Raw genomic sequence first — 16,560 nt, forward strand, 5'->3', positions numbered from 1 at the left:
CTTCCCCGCTCCTTGTCGTCCCCGCCAAAGCCGCCCTCATCGGGCACGCTGCGCGCCCAGCAAGCCGGGCGCATCCCTCCACACCGCCTCCCTTTAACAGTCCCGCAGGCGATCTTTATTGTTACCGCTCTTTCATCGCACGAAATAATCTTCAATTTTCCCGGAGGCTGGAAACCATTACTCGCCGCAACCCACTCAGGCGGCTTCCCGTTTTACCGTTTCACGAACGCCATGCCCCGGCTTTTAACGGCCAGGCATTTCATGGGAATTATTCCTGTCCTTCGCAACGCAATCCTTATCAGACCTCTCTCAAATGGCCACTTCTTCCCCCGCTTCCAGAATTGTCGACCAACGCGTTCTCATTCCCGCTGCCAGCACGACAAACACTCCGCCCAACATCCCCAGCGCTCCGGTGTTAGCCACCGTGCCGGACCCCAATCCGTCGTCGCTGCAGCAGGCGGCCGATCATTTGGGCCAACAAAACCCACCGCCCGTGACCAGCCAGCCCAGCTGGGTTGGCGCAGACGACCGGACACCGGCATTCTCCACAAACGTCAATGCAACGCGCAACTCTTTCCCGCCAGGGTCCGGCAGCAAAAGCGCCTCTGCAGGCAACAAACGTGTACTCAACCACCGGCTCCTTGAACCAGTGGGCCGTCCCATCGATATACGTGTCCCGCCCGATGCCGATGAAGCCGGCATTCAACGCGCCTACGAACTGGGGCTGGAGCATGCCGACGATCCTGAAGGAGCCATTGAGTACTATTTCGAGGTGCTTGTCGCCAACCAAAAGGCGCTCGGCATCGGGCATCCCGATACCGCCAGGTCGCATGCCGACCTCGCATCTGTGTACGAGGGTATAGGCAATCGTGAGCAAGCGCTGAAGCACTATCTCAAGGCGTTAGTGATCAGCGAAAGTGTCCTCGGCAGCGACCACGCCGGCATCGCCGAGTTGTGCGAAAGCGTTAGAAAGCTGCTGCGAGCACCAGAAGAGCATGAGAATGCAGAGGAATACCTGCAAAACGCGCTCGACATCACGGAACGGACCCTCGGCTGCGAGCACACCCTGGCCGCCGAGGCACAACACAACATGGGATCCATGCTGACGAAGAACGGTAAGCATAAGAAAGCCATGAACTGCTATTTGAAGGCACGGTGCATCGAAGAGACAATTTATGGCGCTGACCACCCCTCCATCGCCGCGACGAACAGGAATATTGCCGCGCTGTTGAAAGCGCAAGGCAAGGGCGATCAAGCGATGGCATACATGGCCGCAGCGTCCGCCAGTCTGTCTGCCGGCAAGCGTGCGGATGCCGCGACCTAGCAGGGTCATCATGCTTGACTGACCGAAACAGCCCCTGAGAGATCAGTGGCGCCTTGCCGCCGTCGACAGAAGCGGTGGCAGACCAGCGTGCCGGCCGGCGATGGTGCCATGCGGTGCGCTGTCTGCCCCACCTGCCCGCCCCCGGGCTCACAGCCTGCATTGTTACGGCCAATGCCGGCAACGCCCCGCCAACAGTGCAGCCGGCGTCCGCGAATGACGCAGCCGGGCTTGACGCCTCATTCGCGGGCCTGATCCGGTATGCCGGCCTGCACCACTTGGACAGAGCGGAGGCAGCGTCGCATGGGTACGTTTAACTGTTCTTACACCGACCCATTTAGTTTCATTCCCTTCAAATTCTCGGATAGCGGCTGTCACCTTCGTCACCAAGCGCGCTGCCTGGCAGTCACGACCGGCGGCGCAGCTGCCGCGCGCATCAGGCGTTTCCAGACAACCTTCGCCCATTCCTCCACCGTACTTTTTCGTAAAGGAGCTTCCCCCATGGATATCCCTTATGGCACCTTGCGTCTCTCGCCCAGGCAACAGCCCACCGTCTCCGCCTCCGACGCCAGAGCGGGCAGCGCGGCCGAACGTGGCGCGACACCGACGCTGGACACGCAGCCTTCCGATAAGCCGCAGATGCTGCGGCAGGCGCTGCCGGCCAGCGAGGCGCACCAGGCCGCGCTCTCGGCCGGCCAGCCTGCCTGGCTAGCCAAGGGCGCCACTTCGCTGCAACAGTCCGCACTGCACAAGGCAAGCGAAGTCAATGCCGAGCGTCTCGACGCCGCCGTGACGTTACATATCGCCGCGCGGGCGCAGCAGGACGAGGGCAGGCCCGAGGAGGCGCACAAGGGCTATCTCGAGGCGCTCAGCCTGTATCAGTCCGTGTTGGGCGACGAACATGCCTACATCGCCATTGGCCACATTGACATCGGCTGGCTGCTATCGGCACAAGGCAAGCACAAGGCAGCGCTGGAGTCCTTCCGCAAGGCACTGGTCATCGAGGAAAAGGCGTCCGAGCCTGACCAACGCAATATCGCGCTCGTGCGCAACGCCATAAGCGATCTGCTCCGGACCCTGGGCGAGGGAAGCGGCAGCGTGAACAACGCTGTGCCGATACAAGAAAAGAGCAAGCAGGAGGAAGCACTGGATAACCTCCGGACAGTGCTCATTGTCAAGGAACGCGAGTTCGGGCCAGGCCATGTCTCTACCGTCACGACCTATCTCGATATCGCGTCGCTGCTGCAGGAGCAGGGAAAGCATGAGGAAGCGGTCGGTTATTATCTCAAGGCGCTCGCCGCGAAGGAACAGATCCTCGCCGTGGAAACAGACGCAACGGCCCTCGCCGCCGGCCACCTGGATGCCGCAAAGCTGTCTTGCAAAGTCGGATTGCTTCTACGTGAGCAAGGCAAACCGGAGCAGGCTGTGGAATATCTGCGCAAGGCGCTGGCCGGTGCCACCGCTGCTGGCAGCGGCCCGGACGCCTTGACGTACCAGGGGCATATCGATGCATTGAACCGGAACGACCCGCGCTCCTGAGCATTGCGGCTACGCCGGCGGCAGCCCGTCACAACGCGCGGAAGCCTGCCGCGATCGGCCGCACGAACACAGTGCCGGCCTGTTCGCGGTTAACGCAGGCCGAAGCGACGACATCAGACCATCTGTCAGCGTGAGGCCAAGCAGGACACGGGCGATGCATCCAGCGCCGCCCGCCTTGATGCGGCATGTCACTGCGCTCGAACTGCATGAGAGGGCGGGGAGTTTCAGGAAACGAAGCTGGCTATCCTGAAGCGATTGGCATGCACCAGGCGGAGTGCGGCGTTGCGGCATCGCCCGGCGCGCACGCTTTTCTGTGCTGTCGATACACGGGCGGTGCGCCGGTTCCCAAGCCGCCTCAGCATGACGCCATATCCCGCGGCGGCGATGCTTCCTGCCAGCGCTCGCACCGCCTCGCGGTCGGTCGCAAACAGATGCCGCTCCCCGATCATCGCAATCAGCGCCACCGGTTTCATCCCTTCCACAATCTGTTAATTCACGGTCGCCAGGTTCAGCTCCACGTTCAGCGCCTGCATATCCAGCGCGGGCATCCCCAGCAGAGGAACGTCGCTGGAGCCGATATCCTTGATGCCCGAGGCTCACGAGACCACGCAGCGCATGAGCGGATCGGCGCTCTGCCGTTGGACGATGAAGCGCTCCAGCGCGGCGGCGGTGAGGTGGGTCAGCGCCAAGTCCATGCGCGCCACCAGCAGGTCGGGCGCCTGCACCTGCCAGCCTTGCCGATGGACGGATGCCCACGACACAGAGGTGGCAGATAGATCCATATAGGAACGCTTGCCCTGCCACCGTACGAAAAATTTTCAATTCCCCCAGCACCTTGTTCACAGTTCCTCGCTACTAGCCACACACGCCGCTTCATCCTCACCCGCTCCATCACCGCCGCGCCCCACCTGCTGGAGTCCAGCACAACGGGGCTTGTCTTACCCCTTTAATGTTCCGTCCTGACAGGAGATTGCAACTCATGGCTACTTCTTTACCGGCTGCCGGCATCACCGACAAGCGCATCTTCATTTCCGCAACCGGCGCCTCTGACACGACAAGCACCACACCCGCCCCCACCGGCGCTCCGGTGCTTGCCGTGGTGGAGAACCGCACCGCGGGCGCATTGCAGCAGGCGTTGCCCGCCGGCGATGCGGGCCAGCGCAAGCCGGCGCTGACAAGCAGCCAGCCGCAGCTTGCTTCCGCAGGCGCCGGCATGCTGGCGCCATTCAATTCCGCCAAGTCCGGGCACCCCGACCTGCCTCCGACCAAAAGCAGGGAAAGCGACAGTGAGGACAGCGGCGATGCGGACAGCGAGCAGGAACAGGCCGCCCATTCCGGCCTGCAGGCAAGGACCGGCGACACGAAAGAGGGTGGCGAGCCTGATAGCGATGGCGAACAGCTGGTAGGTGAGCCAGACAGCGATACCGACCTTGCGCCAGGCGATGCCAACGGCCTGGTGGGCGAGCCCGACAGTGACACCGAACGCCTGGTCGGCGACCCCGACAGCGATACCGAACGCCTGGTCGGCGACCCCGACAGCGATACCGAACGCCTGGTCGGCGACCCCGACAGCGATACCGAACGCCTGGTCGGCGATCCCGACAGCGATACCGAACGCCTGGTCGGCGATCCCGACAGCGATACCGAACGCCTGGTGGGCGATCCCGACAGCGACAACGACGTCCCGCCGGACAACACCACCCCCCAGCCCGCCATCCTCGCCTCCGCCGTCCTGGCCGGCGCCAACCAGATTCCCGCCAGCCAGATCACCATCGGCAAGTTTCTCGCCAGCGGCGCCTTCGGCCAGGTCTTCCGCGGCATCTGGGACGGCACCGATGTCGCCCTCAAGAAGATCGACTTCGCCCATGCCAGCGAAGGGCTGGGCCTGAACCCCGAGGAAGTCACCGAAGCCCTCGAATGGGAAGTCGCCCGCCTGGCCACCACCCAGCATCCCAACCTGGTCCAGTTTCACGGCATCTGCCACAAGGACGGCGCGCCCTACCTGGTGCTGGAGTTCTGCCACCAGGGCAGCATGCGCGGCGTGCTGGAGCGTAGCGCCGCGGATGGCAAGCCCATCCCTGCATCCCGGCTATGGCAATGGATGCTGGAGATCAGCCAGGCCCTGGCCTATCTGCACGAGCAGGGCATGCTGCACCGCGACCTGAAGGCCGAGAACATCCTGATCGACCGCCACGGCCGGGCACGCCTGGCTGACCTCGGCGTGGCGCAGGTCGATGCGCTGCTGGCCGACAGCGAGGCCAGCGCCGTCGATCAGGGCCTGCAGGACAAGAGCTTCATCGCGCCGGAGAACCTGGGCAAAGGAAAAGACCGCTTGAGCAGCAAGGCCACCGACATCTATGCGCTGGGCCTGGTGTTCTGGCAGATGGTCAGCGGTGGCGAGCAGCCGCTGTCATGGGAACAGATGCATGATCAGGACCCGAACCTGAGCGCCGTCAGGGCGGGCGAACGCATGCCGATTCCCGCCGATTGCCCGCCGCAGTTCAAAAAGCTCATCCTCGCATGCTGGAGCCTCTACGCCGCCCAGCGCGCCAGCATCGCCGACGTGCTGCAGCAGCTGCGCGACATGGCCCCGGCCATGCATGCCGACCATGCGCTCATGGCCCTGGCCATGCAACTTGAGCAGGCGCTGCACCCACGGCGCGCCGAGGCACGCCATTACGTGCCCTGCCAGGTCACGCTGCAGCCTATCGAAGGCCCGATGGAGAGGTACTGGGAACGCTTTGAGAACCATGCCGGCCCGGCCACCGTGCCCAATGCGCCACAGCCGCTGCAACAGGTGTTCGAGGACTTCCTCGCCAGCGCCAACGCCGGCACCCTGCTGCTGCTGGGGGAAGGTGGGCTGGGCAAGAGCCTGAGCATGTGCATGCTGGCCGACCGCATCCAGCAGCAGTGGTGGCAACACTTCGCCGAACCGGCCAGCCATCCCAAGCCGCGCTACCTGCCGGTGTTCCTCCGCAACCATGTAGCCAGCTGGACCCATGCCGCGCTGAAGAACGCCTGCGCCGACGCCCTGCAGCGCCACGGCCTGCAGCCGGGCCAGGCCACGCCGCTGGTGTTCATCGACGGCTACGATGAAGTCGGCATCGACGAAGAGAACCCCGGCAACCTGGCTAGGCATCTTGGCCTGCCGGCTGACGCCCGTCTCATCGTCACCTGCCGCCCCGGCACCGTGCCAGAGGACCAGCAGCAACAACGCTTCGCCCTGGCCGGCAAGCTGCAAGGCTGCCACTACCTTTCGTTCGGCACCAGCCAACTGTTGTCCTACTTGAAGCAGCACCTGGCTTGGGATAATGCCACCTATCAAGGCTATGCAACCAAGCTGCAAGCCTCTGTCGAGCTGCGCGCGGTGCTGCGCAATCCCTTCGTGCTCTACCTCTTGTGGCAGAGCTGGGACACGGTGAGCAAAAAGCCACTGGAGAAGCTGACCCGTTCGGACATTTACGAGGGCTTCATCGAGCACATGGTCAATAGCGGCAAGGGCATGGTGGAAGATGCCGTGCTGCAGCAGCTGCAGGCCAGCCATGGCACGCTGTCTGCCAGCTTCACGATGTTTGCCCGTGATACCGCCTTGTTGGCTGCCAAGGGCAGCGGCATCGTGCTGCCCTTGGCTAATGCCGGGCAGCCCGGCTCACCTTGGGCCGGGCTGGAAGCGCTGGTTCAGCAACAGGCACAGCAGCGCTACCAGGCGCGCCAGACCAAGGTGAGCGAATTGAGCGAAGCGGAGCGCAAGGAGCAGTCGCGCCGCATGGTGCTAACGGAAGATGACTTCGTGCGGCTGCAGCGGCAGAAGGCCAGCCAATTCGCCACGAGCCTGCCGCTTAGGCCACGCGGCGCGGTGATCGAGTTCATCCACAAGTCAGTGTTTGAGCATTGCCTGGCGCAGCGGCTGCTGGAGCTTTTGCATAAAGACGATATAAGCCTCAACGCAGATGCGGTGCAAAAAATTCTGAGCTGGACAGAAACTTCATCGCCCGAAGCACTCCTGATGGCGCGTGCTCAGCTGGAAGCCAGCGAAGCGCCTCAGCGCACCGGGAAGGCCAGCCCAAAACAGGAGTCTATCGAAACGAGATTGTATGAAGCGATTTCAAAGGCGCTCGATGACCGGCAGCTATATGCGGATGCCTTGGAATACATGTTCAAGGCGCTGGCCATCAAGGAAAGGCTAGTCGGCAAGGAGGATATTAATGCCGCCATTTCGTATAACAACATCGGGACGATGTTGACGACACTAGGCAAGCATACGCAAGCGTTTGAATATCTTCACAAGGCGCTCGCCATCAAGGAAAGCAAGCTCGGCATCAACCACGCCGACACCGCAATCTCTTACGGCAATATTGGGCGGCTTCTCGTGGCGCAAGACAAGCCTGATGAGGCGCTTGCGTATTTTCATAAAGCGCTCTTCATCCAGGAAAACGTCCTTGGCAACAACCATCTCGACACCGCCAGGTCGTATAGCCACATCGGAACGCTGCTCCAGGAGCAGAGAAAGCATGAACAGGCGCAAGCATACATACACAAGGCGCAGGCTATTTACGAGAAGCTCCGTGGAGCCGACCATACCGACACTGCCGAGTCATATAACCGCATGGGATCGCAGCTTCAGGCACAAGGAGACTATGGACAGGCGCTAGCGTACTACTACAAAGCGCTTGCTATTCAGGAGAAGGTCCTTGGCACCGACCATACAGGTACCGCCGTCTCGCATTTCCATATTGGAACGCTGCTGGAGGCCCTGGGAAAATATGAGCAGGCACTTGAATACCTTCACAAAGCGCTTGCCATCAATCAGAAGGTCCACGGCACCGATCATGCTGATATCGCCAGGATATATGACAGCATCGCGTTAGTACTGCGGGCCCAGGGAAATCAAGAGGAAGCACTTGAATACTGTCTCAAGGCAATCGGCATCCAGAAAAAGATACTCGGCACCGATCATACCGATCTCGCAAAATCGTATAACAACGCCGCATTGCTGCTGGAGGAACTAGGCAGGCTTGAGCAAGCGCTGGACTACCACTACAAGGCGCTTGCCGTTAATGAAAACGTTCCCAGCATCGAACATGCGGCAAACGTCCCATCGTTGAACAGCATCGGGGCGCTGCTATGCGCTTTAGGGAAGCCTGAGCAGGCTCTTGATTGCTATCGCAAGGCGCTTGACATCAGCAGGAAGGTTTCCGGTACTGATCATGTCGATACCATTGGTGCCTACAACGCCATCGGCATGACACTACAGACGCTTGGCAGATACGAGCAGGCGCTGGAATACTTTGTGGCGGCACTAAACATCTATAGGAAAGCCAACGGCAACAATGCCAATACCGCTGGCTTCTGCAACAATGTCGGCAACATGCATCATGCCTTGGGCCAATACGAGGAAGCGCTCGCGCATTATCAGCAAGCACTGAGCATGGCTGTCGTGCTTGACGATCTGGATCTCGCAACGCGGTGCAGACGCAATATTGCATCGCTATCAAAGTCGAATGCTCATGCCGAAGCTCAGGTCGTTGAACATCGGGTTGTCGAACATGATGCTGTGGACCACAAGGTTTCCGGCCACACAAGCTCGGACCATGAGAAGGTGCTCGACCCTTACCGTACCAGTATCGACAACGCCCGCTCGTATAACGACATCGGATCACAACAGCAGGCGCAAGGCCATTATGAACAAGCGCTTGAGTCTCATCGCAAGGCGCTCGCCATCCAGGCAGACGTTCTCGGCATCGACCATATCGAGACCAGCCTGTCTTATGCGGCCATCGCAGGGGTGCTGCATGAACTAGGGCGGCCTGAGCAGGCATTGGAACACTGTCAGAAGGCGCTTGCCATCCAGGAGAAGGCCTTCGGCGCCGAACATATCGAGACCGCCCGGACGTATGGCAACCTCGGACTGCTGCTATCTGCACAGGGAAAGCAGGCACTAGCGCTTCAATACCAACAAAAGGCCCTGATCATTTACGAGAAAGAGCTAGGCACCGAACATATCGATACTGCCGGGTTGTACGACGGAGTGGGATGGCTGCTACAGGCACTCGGTGAAGATGACCAGGCGCTGGAACACTATCTCAAGGCATTGGCTGCCCGCAGGAAGGCACTCGGCGACCATGCCGATACCGCCAACTCCTGCAACATTGTCGGTGAAATGCATCAGGCACTGGGTCATCGCGAGGAAGCACTCACGTATTACCAGCACTCCCTGACCATTGCCATGAAGCTTGGCGTCGCGGACGTGGAAGCACAGAGCCGACGCAATATCGCATCGCTGTCAGAGGCACAGGCGGAAGCCGATCACGAGGAGCCCAAGCGCAGCAAGTCCAACAGGAAAAAGTCCAGCGCCAAAAAGCCCCTACGCAAAAAGTTGGCCCCTGAGGACGACGCCAGTCGCGGGAGTCCGGGTCGCAAGGAAAAAGGCAACAAGAATTCCGATAAATGCCTGGTGTCATGAGCCAGCAGAGCACCACCTCATGGGTACCGCGCCCCGAAGCGGTTGCCATTCCAGGGGACGTCGGCTTTTCAGGAGCCGACCTCGTCCCAAAGCGCAAATCCTGAGCAACACGCTCTTCCCCGCCGGCCGCCGATCACGGCCGGCAGCTGCCTGCAGGTAGTGCTAATCCCCATGCGCCCAAGCCGCCTGCCCGCGTCGTCAACGCATGCATTTCATGTTTACATGGAACGACGAGCAGGCCCGCACACCCTGCCCCATCCCTTTACCGCATCCCTACCCGCTCCGCCGCCAACATCTCCACCGCCTCCCTGTCCGTACTAAACAACCGCCCCTCCCCGATCATCGCAATCAACCCCGCCCGCTCCATCACTTCCCACACCTGCTTCTTCACCGCCGCCAGATTCAGCTCCACGTTCTGCGCCTGCAGGTTCACCGCCAGCGCCTCCAGCAGGTCCACCCCGCTGGCATCGATATCGTTGATGCCCGAAGCCGACAGCAGCACCCGGCGCACGCGCGGGTCGGCGCTCTGGCGTTCGACGATGAAGCGCTCCAGCGCGGCGGCGGTGAGGAAGTTCAGGGCGGAGTCCATGCGCACCGCCAGCAGGTCGGGCGCCAGCGGCGGCAGGTCGAAGCGGGCGCGGTCGCGCAGGGTGCCGTCGGGGTGCAGCGCGACTTCGATGATGCGAGGGTGGGCGCGGCGGTACAGGAAGGTCACCATGGTCAGGCCCAGGCCGGCGAAGACGCCAAAGTGCAGGCGCGGCGAGAACGACAGGGTGACGATGAAGGTCACGGCGGCCACCGCCGCATCGTCGCGCGAGATGTGGAACAGGCGGCGGAAGGCGCCGAAGTCGAGCAGGTTGAAGACCGGCACCATGATCATCGCCGCCAGCACCGAGTACGGCAGGTCGTGGATGAAGCCGGTCAGGAACAGCAGCGAGAACAGCACGCACAGCGCCGCCACCAGCGAAGACCAGGCGCTGGTGGCGCCGGCATACAAGTTCAGCGCCGAGCGCGAGATCGAGCCGCTGACCGGGAAGGCGCCGCACAGGCCGCTGGTCATCTTGGCCAGGCCCTGGCCGATCAGCTCCTGGTTTTCATCCCAGCGCTCACGCTGCTTGCGGGCGATCACGCGGCAGCTCGACATCGCCTCGGTGAAGCTGACGATGGCCAGGATCAGCGCGCCCAGCCACAACTCGCGGTGGCTGTCGAAGGAGATCGCCGGCGGCAGCGCCAGCGTGGGCATATTCGATGGCAGCTTGCCGACGATGGCGCCGCCGTGGCCGGCGTAGTCCAGCAGCCGGCTGGCGAGGATGCCCAGCACGGTCACCAGCAGCACGCCAGGCAGGCGTGGCGCGTATCGCCGCAGCAGCACCAGCAGCAGGATAGCGCTGACGCCAAAGGCGGCGGTGATGGGCGTGCCGCGCGAGAAGGCGATGAACTCGGCGGGCGCGGACCACTGGCGCGGATGAAAGGCAATGCCCAGCAACTGCGGCAGCTGCGACAGCATGATGATGACCGCGGCGGCATTGATGAAGCCGGTGACCACCGGCTGCGACACCAGGTTGGCGATGCTGCCCATGCGGAACACGCCCAGCAGCAGCTGGAACAGGCCCGAGTAGAGCGCCAGCCAGATCGCCAGCGCGGTCCAGGCCCCCGTTTCCGGCGCGGCCAGCGATGACAGCGAGCCGAATACAAGGATGGAAGTCAGCGCCACCGGCCCCACCGCCAGCAGCGGCGACGAGCCCCACAGCATGCCGATGATGCTGGGCAGCAGCGCGGCATACAGGCCCGTGTGCGGCGGCATGCCGGCCAGCGTGGCATAGGCCAGCGCCTGCGGCACCAGCACCAGGCCGACGGTGATGCCGGCCCAGACATCGCGTTTCAGGGATTGCCGCGTCGGACGCGGCCAGGACAGGAAGGGGAAATAACGCCGCAGGCGGTGGGAAGGCTGCATCTCGGGCTGTTGTGGTTGGTGTGGGCTGCCCTGGTGGCGCTGGTGGCGCCGGCCTGGTTCGCGCCGGGGCTCTCCGCGCGGGCCTGTCCCTTGGGCTGGATGCCTTGCCGGACGTCATGCAGTATAAAGTACCCGTCCGCAATAAACAGTAGCTGTGTGCCGTCCTTGCTGGAAGATGGGCGCATTGCCCGCCACAGCTGCCACATCCGGTCGGCGTGGCCGTCTTCCCGCCATGTCGTCCGGACGGGCGGCTCGGCCTGGCGCGCGCAGGCAAGAAAAAACCACGGCCGGAAAGCGCCGTGGTTTCGGATTGCAGCCTGTCCCGCCGCTGCCCGTGCAGGCGGCGGCGGGCAGTATCAGGCTTGCTTGCGACGACGGGCCAGGCCCAGGCCCAGCAGGCCCAGACCGACCATGGCGACGGTTGCCGGCTCCGGCACTTCCGAAGAGCCGCCGAAGATCACGTCGAGCGAACCGTTGATGACCTGGGTACCGGTCGGGTTGAAGTTGTTGAGCTGGCCCGACTGGAACGAAATGTTATAGAACGGGTTGGGCGCAACAAAGTACTCGCTGCCGGCAGCGGTCAGGTTGAACGACGACGAGGCGCCGAAGCTGCCGCAGTTGATGCCGTTGGTGATGCCGCAGGTGCTCAGGCTCGGGTCGAGGCGGCCTTCGCCGGAAGTCGGGGTGCCGGTGGCGATCAGCACGTCATCCGCGTTGTTGGTGGTGGAGAAACCCAGCGCGCCGTTGGCCGGCTGGCCGAACAGGGTGTTGGATTGTGCGTCGGCGAACAGGTTCAGGGAGCCGCCTGGCGTGAAGCTGAACACGGTGCCGGATGCGGTGGTGTTGAAGGTGCCGGTGCCCTGGTACAGCGCGTACAGGCCATACTGGCTGGCCGAGCCGCCGAGCTGGCTAGCCACCGGGGTGGAGCCGTTGTTGGCGACGAACTGGCCTGCATTCCACTTCAGGGACACATTGAATGTGCCGCTGGTCTCGGAGCCGGAAAAGGTGATGACTTCCACGTAGTTGCCGGTGATCTTGTCGGCGGTGAAGGTCTGGCCGAGAGCGCCGGCGATCGCGCCTTCGTTCACGGTGAAGTCCGGGAAGCTCTGTGCCATGGCGCCGGAGCTGGCTGCGAACGAGGCGGTCACTGCGCATGCGATCAGGGTCTTGCGAATTGCGTTTTTCATTTTTCCGATTCCAGTTTAATTAATTATGGCGAGATTGCTCTCATGGCCTAATCAGCAGGAACCGTGCCACCCAATCAACATTTTTTAAAATCAACGACTTAACAAGTTACTGAATGTAACTAGTTTCAATATTGTAAATTTATCCGACACAACAATTTGACAATATGCATGGATAGCGCGAAATGTATGTGCGTTTGCGCACGTAAAAGCAAGTTAATGGGGAAATTCGCGACATTCACTTCGTCCAATGCCCTGTCCAGGCAATCTTGTATGCCTTTCACGCGCTGCAAACCGTGATTGTGAAGCAGTCGTACGATCAATTTTTTACCAGATTACTCGATGCAAGCGTAATTACTGCAGGAAACATATTCGGATATTTATCAAACCTTCTCCAAATTCCATTATTTAATTTATTCAGTGCAATTATTTTCTTCATGCAATTCGCCATGCATCCATAATTGCGCCGCCCATGCACTTTGCATCGGTGTTTTCAATCAAAACCCGTCGCTTTCTTTTCCGGCAGACTGTCCCGTTAATCGACAGGTGAAAGACCATGAATCGACGTTGGGAACTGGATCTGCTAAGGGGCTTCATGCTGGTGATGATGTTTACCACGCACCTGCCGACCCGGTTTTCCGACAAGCTCGGCCAGCCCTTCGGCTATGTGTCGGCCGCCGAGGGTTTCGTGATGCTGTCGGCCTTCATGGCCGGGCTGATCTATACCGGGCGGGCGCAGAAGGCCGGCATACCGGCCATGAAAAAAGCCTTTTTCCGGCGCGTCACCACGGTGTACGCCTGCCACGCCACCCTGCTGCTGTTCCTGTTCTCGGCCATTGCCATGCTCGGCCTCAAGCTCGACCAGCCGGCGCTGACCAACCTGATCGGCTTCTACCTGTCCGATCCCTGGGCCGCGCTGCCGGGTGCGCTGCTCCTGATCTACAACCCGCCGCTGCTTGATATCCTGCCGCTCTACATCCTGCTGCTGTTCGCCAGCCCCTTCGTGCTCGCCTTTGCGATGCAGCGCGGCTGGACCGGCATATTCGTTATCAGCGTGGCCCTGTGGGCATGCGGCCAGTTTCCGCTGTCGCAGGGCCTGTACGAGATGCTGGCCCAGCATACCGGGCTGCGGGTGCCGTTCAGCGAAACCGGCTCGTTCGAGACCCTGTCATGGCAATTCCTCTGGCTGTTCGGCCTATGGATGGGCGCCGCCACCGCACAGGGCAGGCTGGACCACCGCAAGCCCTTCCCCCGGGCCCTGGTGGTGGGCGCTTTCCTGGTGGTGCTGATTGGCCTGGTGTGGCGCCATACGGCCGGCCAGATTCCGGTGCCGGGTGATGCCGAATCCCTAATCAACCACCTGTTCGACAAATGGCGACTGGGGCCGCTGCGCATGCTGAACCTGTTCGCGCTGCTGGTGGTGATCATGCATATCGGGCCGCGCCTGAGCGAGCGGCTGCCGCGCATCGGCTTTCTGGAAAAGCTGGGGTCGGCATCGCTGCCAGTGTTCTGCATGCACCTGGTGGTGGTGCTTGCCGCGCTGTCGATTGCCGGGGAATACCGGCCCGGCCGCCCGCTGCTGCTGGATGTGCTGATGATGGCGGCCGGCCTGGCGGCGCTGTATGCGACTGCGCTGGTCACGCTGTACCTCGACCGCGAGGAGCAGCAGCGCATGCTGGCGGCGCGCAAGGAGCAGGAACTGAAACGCGCGGGGCGTCGCCAGGCCACGGCCGCCGGTGCGGCCAAATCCGATCTGCCTACCTGAGCGACGGCGAGATCAGGTCATGCCATAGCGCGTAGCCGGCCTGGTTCATGTGCAGCCTGTCCTCGCGGAACAATTCGGCGCGCGGCGCGCCCCGGCTGTCGAGCATGGGCGTGAAGACATCGATATAGCGGGCATTGTCCAGGTGCGACACGTACTCGCCGATCAGGGCATTGGTGGCACGGATGTCGGCCAGCAGGCCAACGCGGGCGATGCTGGGCTTGATCGACACATAGGCGATGCGGGTGGCGGGCAAGGCGGCGCGCACGCCTTCGACGAAGCGGGTAAAACTCTTTAACACCTGTTCCGGCCGGCGGCCTTCGGCCAGGTCGTTCTCGCCGGCATACACCACCACCGTGCGCGGCTTGTAGGGAATCACCAGGCGGCTCAGGTAGGCGGCGCAGTCCTCCATGCGGGAACCGCCGAAGCCGCGCTTGACCACGATGGGCGCGGTGTTGAATTGCTGTTCCAGGTTGTCCCAGAGGCGGATCGATGAGCTGCCCACGAACAGCACGCCGCCCGGCGCCGGCATTTTTTGCTTGTCGGCATTGGCGAAGGCATCGAAGCTGGAGGTCCAGCGCGGATCGATAGCGGCCTGGAGCCCGGCCGCGCTGCTCTGGGCCAGGACCGGCTGCGCCAGTCCGGCGGCAAACAAAAGAGAGACCACTGCCCGAGAAATGGCAATCATTGCAAACCTTTAATCTGATTCGACCGGATGTTGCCGCATTTTGGGACGGCCCGCCAATATTAAAGGCAAGTCATTGAAACAGATGAAAAAATTGTGATTTTTGCCATGCAAAAACGTTGCTGCAAGGTGCTTGCGGGCCAATCCGGCCGTTGCGGTGCGGCCGCCGGCATCGATAAAAGCATGCCTGGCGGCCACGGCGCATTAAAGGTGGGAAGGCAGACAGCTCCCATGCCTTCTCCGTGATGCCTGCACTCAGGCGGCATCCTTCAGGTAACCGACCTTGGCCGGGTCGCGCATTTTGAGGCACACCGCGAAGGCAATCGCGCACATCGCCGTCACGTACCAGTAGAAGCTGGCTTCGTGGCCGACCGACTTGAGCCACAGCGCGACATACTCGGCCGAACCGCCGAAGATGGCATTGCCCAGCGCATAGGAAAAACCGACGCCGAGCGCCCTGATCTCCGGCGGGAACATCTCCGACTTGATCAGGCCGCTGATGGAGGTATAGAAGCTGACGATGGCCAGGGCGCCGACCACCAGCGCGAATGCGGCATAGGGGCTGCGCACCCCGGCCAGCGCATACAGGATGGGCACGGTGCACAGCGTGGCAAGGCCGCCGAACCAGAGCATCGAGGTGCGGCGCCCGATGCGGTCGGACAGAGCGCCGAAGAGCGGCTGCATCAGCATGTAGACAAACAGCGCGCAGGTCATCACCAGGCTGGCGGTCTTGGCATGCATGCCCGCGGTGTTGACCAGGTACTTCTGCATGTAGGTGGTGAAGGTGTAGAAGATCAGCGAGCCGCCGGCGGTGAAGGCGATCACGGTGAAGAAGGCGCCCTTGTGCTGCATCAGGCCGGCGAAGCTGCCGGCTTCCTTGGCGCCGCGGCTTTCGGCGGTGGAGGTCTCGGACAGGGTGCGGCGCAGGTAGAGCGCCACCAGCGCGGCCAGCGCGCCCAGCACGAAGGGAATGCGCCAGCCCCAGTCGCGCAGCTGTTCCGTGGTAAGCAGCTGCTGCAGCACGACCAGCACCAGCACCGCCAGCAGCTGGCCGCCGATCAGGGTCACGTACTGGAAGGAGGCGAAGAAGCCGCGCCGGCCCTTCAGCGCCACTTCGCTCATGTAGGTCGCGCTGGTGCCGTACTCGCCGCCGACCGACAGGCCCTGCAGCAGCCGCGCCAGCAGCAGCAGCGCCGGCGCGAGGGTGCCTATCGTGGCATAGGTCGGCAGGCAGGCAATGAGCAGCGAGCCGCCGCACATCATGAACACCGAGATCAGCATGGCGGTCTTGCGGCCGCGCTTGTCGGCGATCCGGCCGAACATCCAGCCGCCGATGGGCCGCATCAGGAAGCCGGCGGCGAACACGCCGGCCGTGTTGAGCAGCTGGGTGGTCGGATTGCCGGACGGGAAAAACGCATGCGCAAAATACAGCGACGTGAAGGAGTAGATATAGAAGTCGAACCATTCGACCAGGTTGCCCGAGGAGGCGGCGACGATGGCGAAGATGCGGCTGCGGTCATCCATCGGGTGCGTAGCGGTCGTGGGGCTTGCGGTGTCCATTTCGGCGTGTTCCTGTAGTGATCAAGACATGGGTTTACCAGATTGGCCGGTGGGGCTCGTTGACGCAGTCGCGCCAGAGGCATCTTTCAGGC

General features: G+C 62.2%; 10 protein-coding genes. 4 read left to right on the forward strand and 6 right to left on the reverse strand.

Features of this window, described 5'->3' with window-relative positions; all coding sequences use genetic code 11:
• The first annotated feature begins 313 nt into the window (after nt 1-313).
• Nucleotides 314-1,324 (forward strand): tetratricopeptide repeat protein, encoded by a 1,011-nt coding sequence (locus tag ABC383_RS21940; protein WP_413017219.1) that lies wholly within the window; start codon nt 314-316, stop codon nt 1,322-1,324.
• Nucleotides 1,325-1,822: 498 nt separating this feature from the next.
• The gene (locus ABC383_RS21945; protein WP_413017221.1) at nt 1,823-2,860 is read left to right on the forward strand and encodes a tetratricopeptide repeat protein; all 1,038 of its coding nucleotides are present in this window, start codon (nt 1,823-1,825) and stop codon (nt 2,858-2,860) included.
• Between the two features lie 224 nt (nt 2,861-3,084).
• On the opposite strand, the gene ABC383_RS21950 is transcribed toward ABC383_RS21945, so the two are convergent.
• The gene (locus tag ABC383_RS21950; protein ID WP_413017223.1) at nt 3,085-3,333 is read right to left on the reverse strand and encodes a hypothetical protein; all 249 of its coding nucleotides are present in this window, start codon (nt 3,331-3,333) and stop codon (nt 3,085-3,087) included.
• Between the two features lie 123 nt (nt 3,334-3,456).
• On the reverse strand, nt 3,457-3,642 hold the full coding sequence (locus tag ABC383_RS21955; RefSeq protein WP_413017225.1) for a hypothetical protein: 186 nt from the start codon (nt 3,640-3,642) through the stop codon (nt 3,457-3,459).
• Between the two features lie 197 nt (nt 3,643-3,839).
• Here ABC383_RS21955 and ABC383_RS21960 point away from each other — a divergent pair, with 197 nt between their 5' ends.
• Nucleotides 3,840-9,323, forward strand: coding sequence for a tetratricopeptide repeat protein (locus ABC383_RS21960; protein WP_413017403.1), 5,484 nt, complete (start codon nt 3,840-3,842; stop codon nt 9,321-9,323).
• 262 nt (nt 9,324-9,585) lie between these two features.
• Here the strand turns inward: ABC383_RS21960 and ABC383_RS21965 are convergent, their stop codons facing one another.
• Both ABC383_RS21965 and pepA read right to left on the reverse strand, forming a co-directional pair.
• Nucleotides 9,586-11,277, reverse strand: coding sequence for a SulP family inorganic anion transporter (locus ABC383_RS21965; RefSeq protein WP_413017226.1), 1,692 nt, complete (start codon nt 11,275-11,277; stop codon nt 9,586-9,588).
• A 356-nt stretch (nt 11,278-11,633) separates the two neighbouring features.
• Nucleotides 11,634-12,464 carry a flocculation-associated PEP-CTERM protein PepA gene (gene pepA, locus ABC383_RS21970; protein ID WP_413017228.1) on the reverse strand — a complete coding sequence of 277 codons (831 nt, stop codon included), beginning with the start codon at nt 12,462-12,464 and terminating at the stop codon, nt 11,634-11,636.
• A 553-nt stretch (nt 12,465-13,017) separates the two neighbouring features.
• On the opposite strand from pepA, the gene opgC reads away from it, so the two are divergent.
• Nucleotides 13,018-14,226, forward strand: coding sequence for an OpgC domain-containing protein (opgC, locus tag ABC383_RS21975; protein WP_413017230.1), 1,209 nt, complete (start codon nt 13,018-13,020; stop codon nt 14,224-14,226).
• On the opposite strand, the gene ABC383_RS21980 is transcribed toward opgC, so the two are convergent.
• Together ABC383_RS21980 and ABC383_RS21985 are read right to left on the reverse strand one after the other, a co-directional pair.
• A complete protein-coding gene (locus ABC383_RS21980) occupies nt 14,219-14,911 on the reverse strand; it encodes an SGNH/GDSL hydrolase family protein (RefSeq protein WP_413017232.1) in 693 nt (230 codons plus the stop codon). The genes opgC and ABC383_RS21980 overlap by 8 nt on opposite strands.
• A gap of 252 nt (nt 14,912-15,163) precedes the next feature.
• Nucleotides 15,164-16,468: an MFS family transporter gene (locus ABC383_RS21985; protein WP_413017234.1), complete on the reverse strand. Its 1,305-nt coding sequence runs from the start codon at nt 16,466-16,468 to the stop codon at nt 15,164-15,166.
• Between the last annotated feature and the right edge of the window lie 92 nt (nt 16,469-16,560).

It is taken from the genome of Noviherbaspirillum phoenicis, from assembly GCF_047237965.1.
Classification (GTDB): Bacteria; Pseudomonadota; Gammaproteobacteria; order Burkholderiales; family Burkholderiaceae_D; genus Noviherbaspirillum_A.

What these genes read in the sequence shown, in the direction of transcription:
- opgC (WP_413017230.1), top strand. Translation starts at nt 13,018, where the DNA reads ATGAATCGACGTTGGGAACTGGATCTGCTAAGGGGCTTCATGCTGGTG.
- pepA (WP_413017228.1), bottom strand. Translation starts at nt 12,464, where the DNA reads ATGAAAAACGCAATTCGCAAGACCCTGATCGCATGCGCAGTGACCGCC.
- ABC383_RS21985 (WP_413017234.1), bottom strand. Translation starts at nt 16,468, where the DNA reads ATGGACACCGCAAGCCCCACGACCGCTACGCACCCGATGGATGACCGC.
- ABC383_RS21965 (WP_413017226.1), bottom strand. Translation starts at nt 11,277, where the DNA reads ATGCAGCCTTCCCACCGCCTGCGGCGTTATTTCCCCTTCCTGTCCTGG.
- ABC383_RS21955 (WP_413017225.1), bottom strand. Translation starts at nt 3,642, where the DNA reads ATGGATCTATCTGCCACCTCTGTGTCGTGGGCATCCGTCCATCGGCAA.
- ABC383_RS21980 (WP_413017232.1), bottom strand. Translation starts at nt 14,911, where the DNA reads ATGATTGCCATTTCTCGGGCAGTGGTCTCTCTTTTGTTTGCCGCCGGA.
- ABC383_RS21940 (WP_413017219.1), top strand. Translation starts at nt 314, where the DNA reads ATGGCCACTTCTTCCCCCGCTTCCAGAATTGTCGACCAACGCGTTCTC.
- ABC383_RS21950 (WP_413017223.1), bottom strand. Translation starts at nt 3,333, where the DNA reads ATGAAACCGGTGGCGCTGATTGCGATGATCGGGGAGCGGCATCTGTTT.
- ABC383_RS21945 (WP_413017221.1), top strand. Translation starts at nt 1,823, where the DNA reads ATGGATATCCCTTATGGCACCTTGCGTCTCTCGCCCAGGCAACAGCCC.
- ABC383_RS21960 (WP_413017403.1), top strand. Translation starts at nt 3,840, where the DNA reads ATGGCTACTTCTTTACCGGCTGCCGGCATCACCGACAAGCGCATCTTC.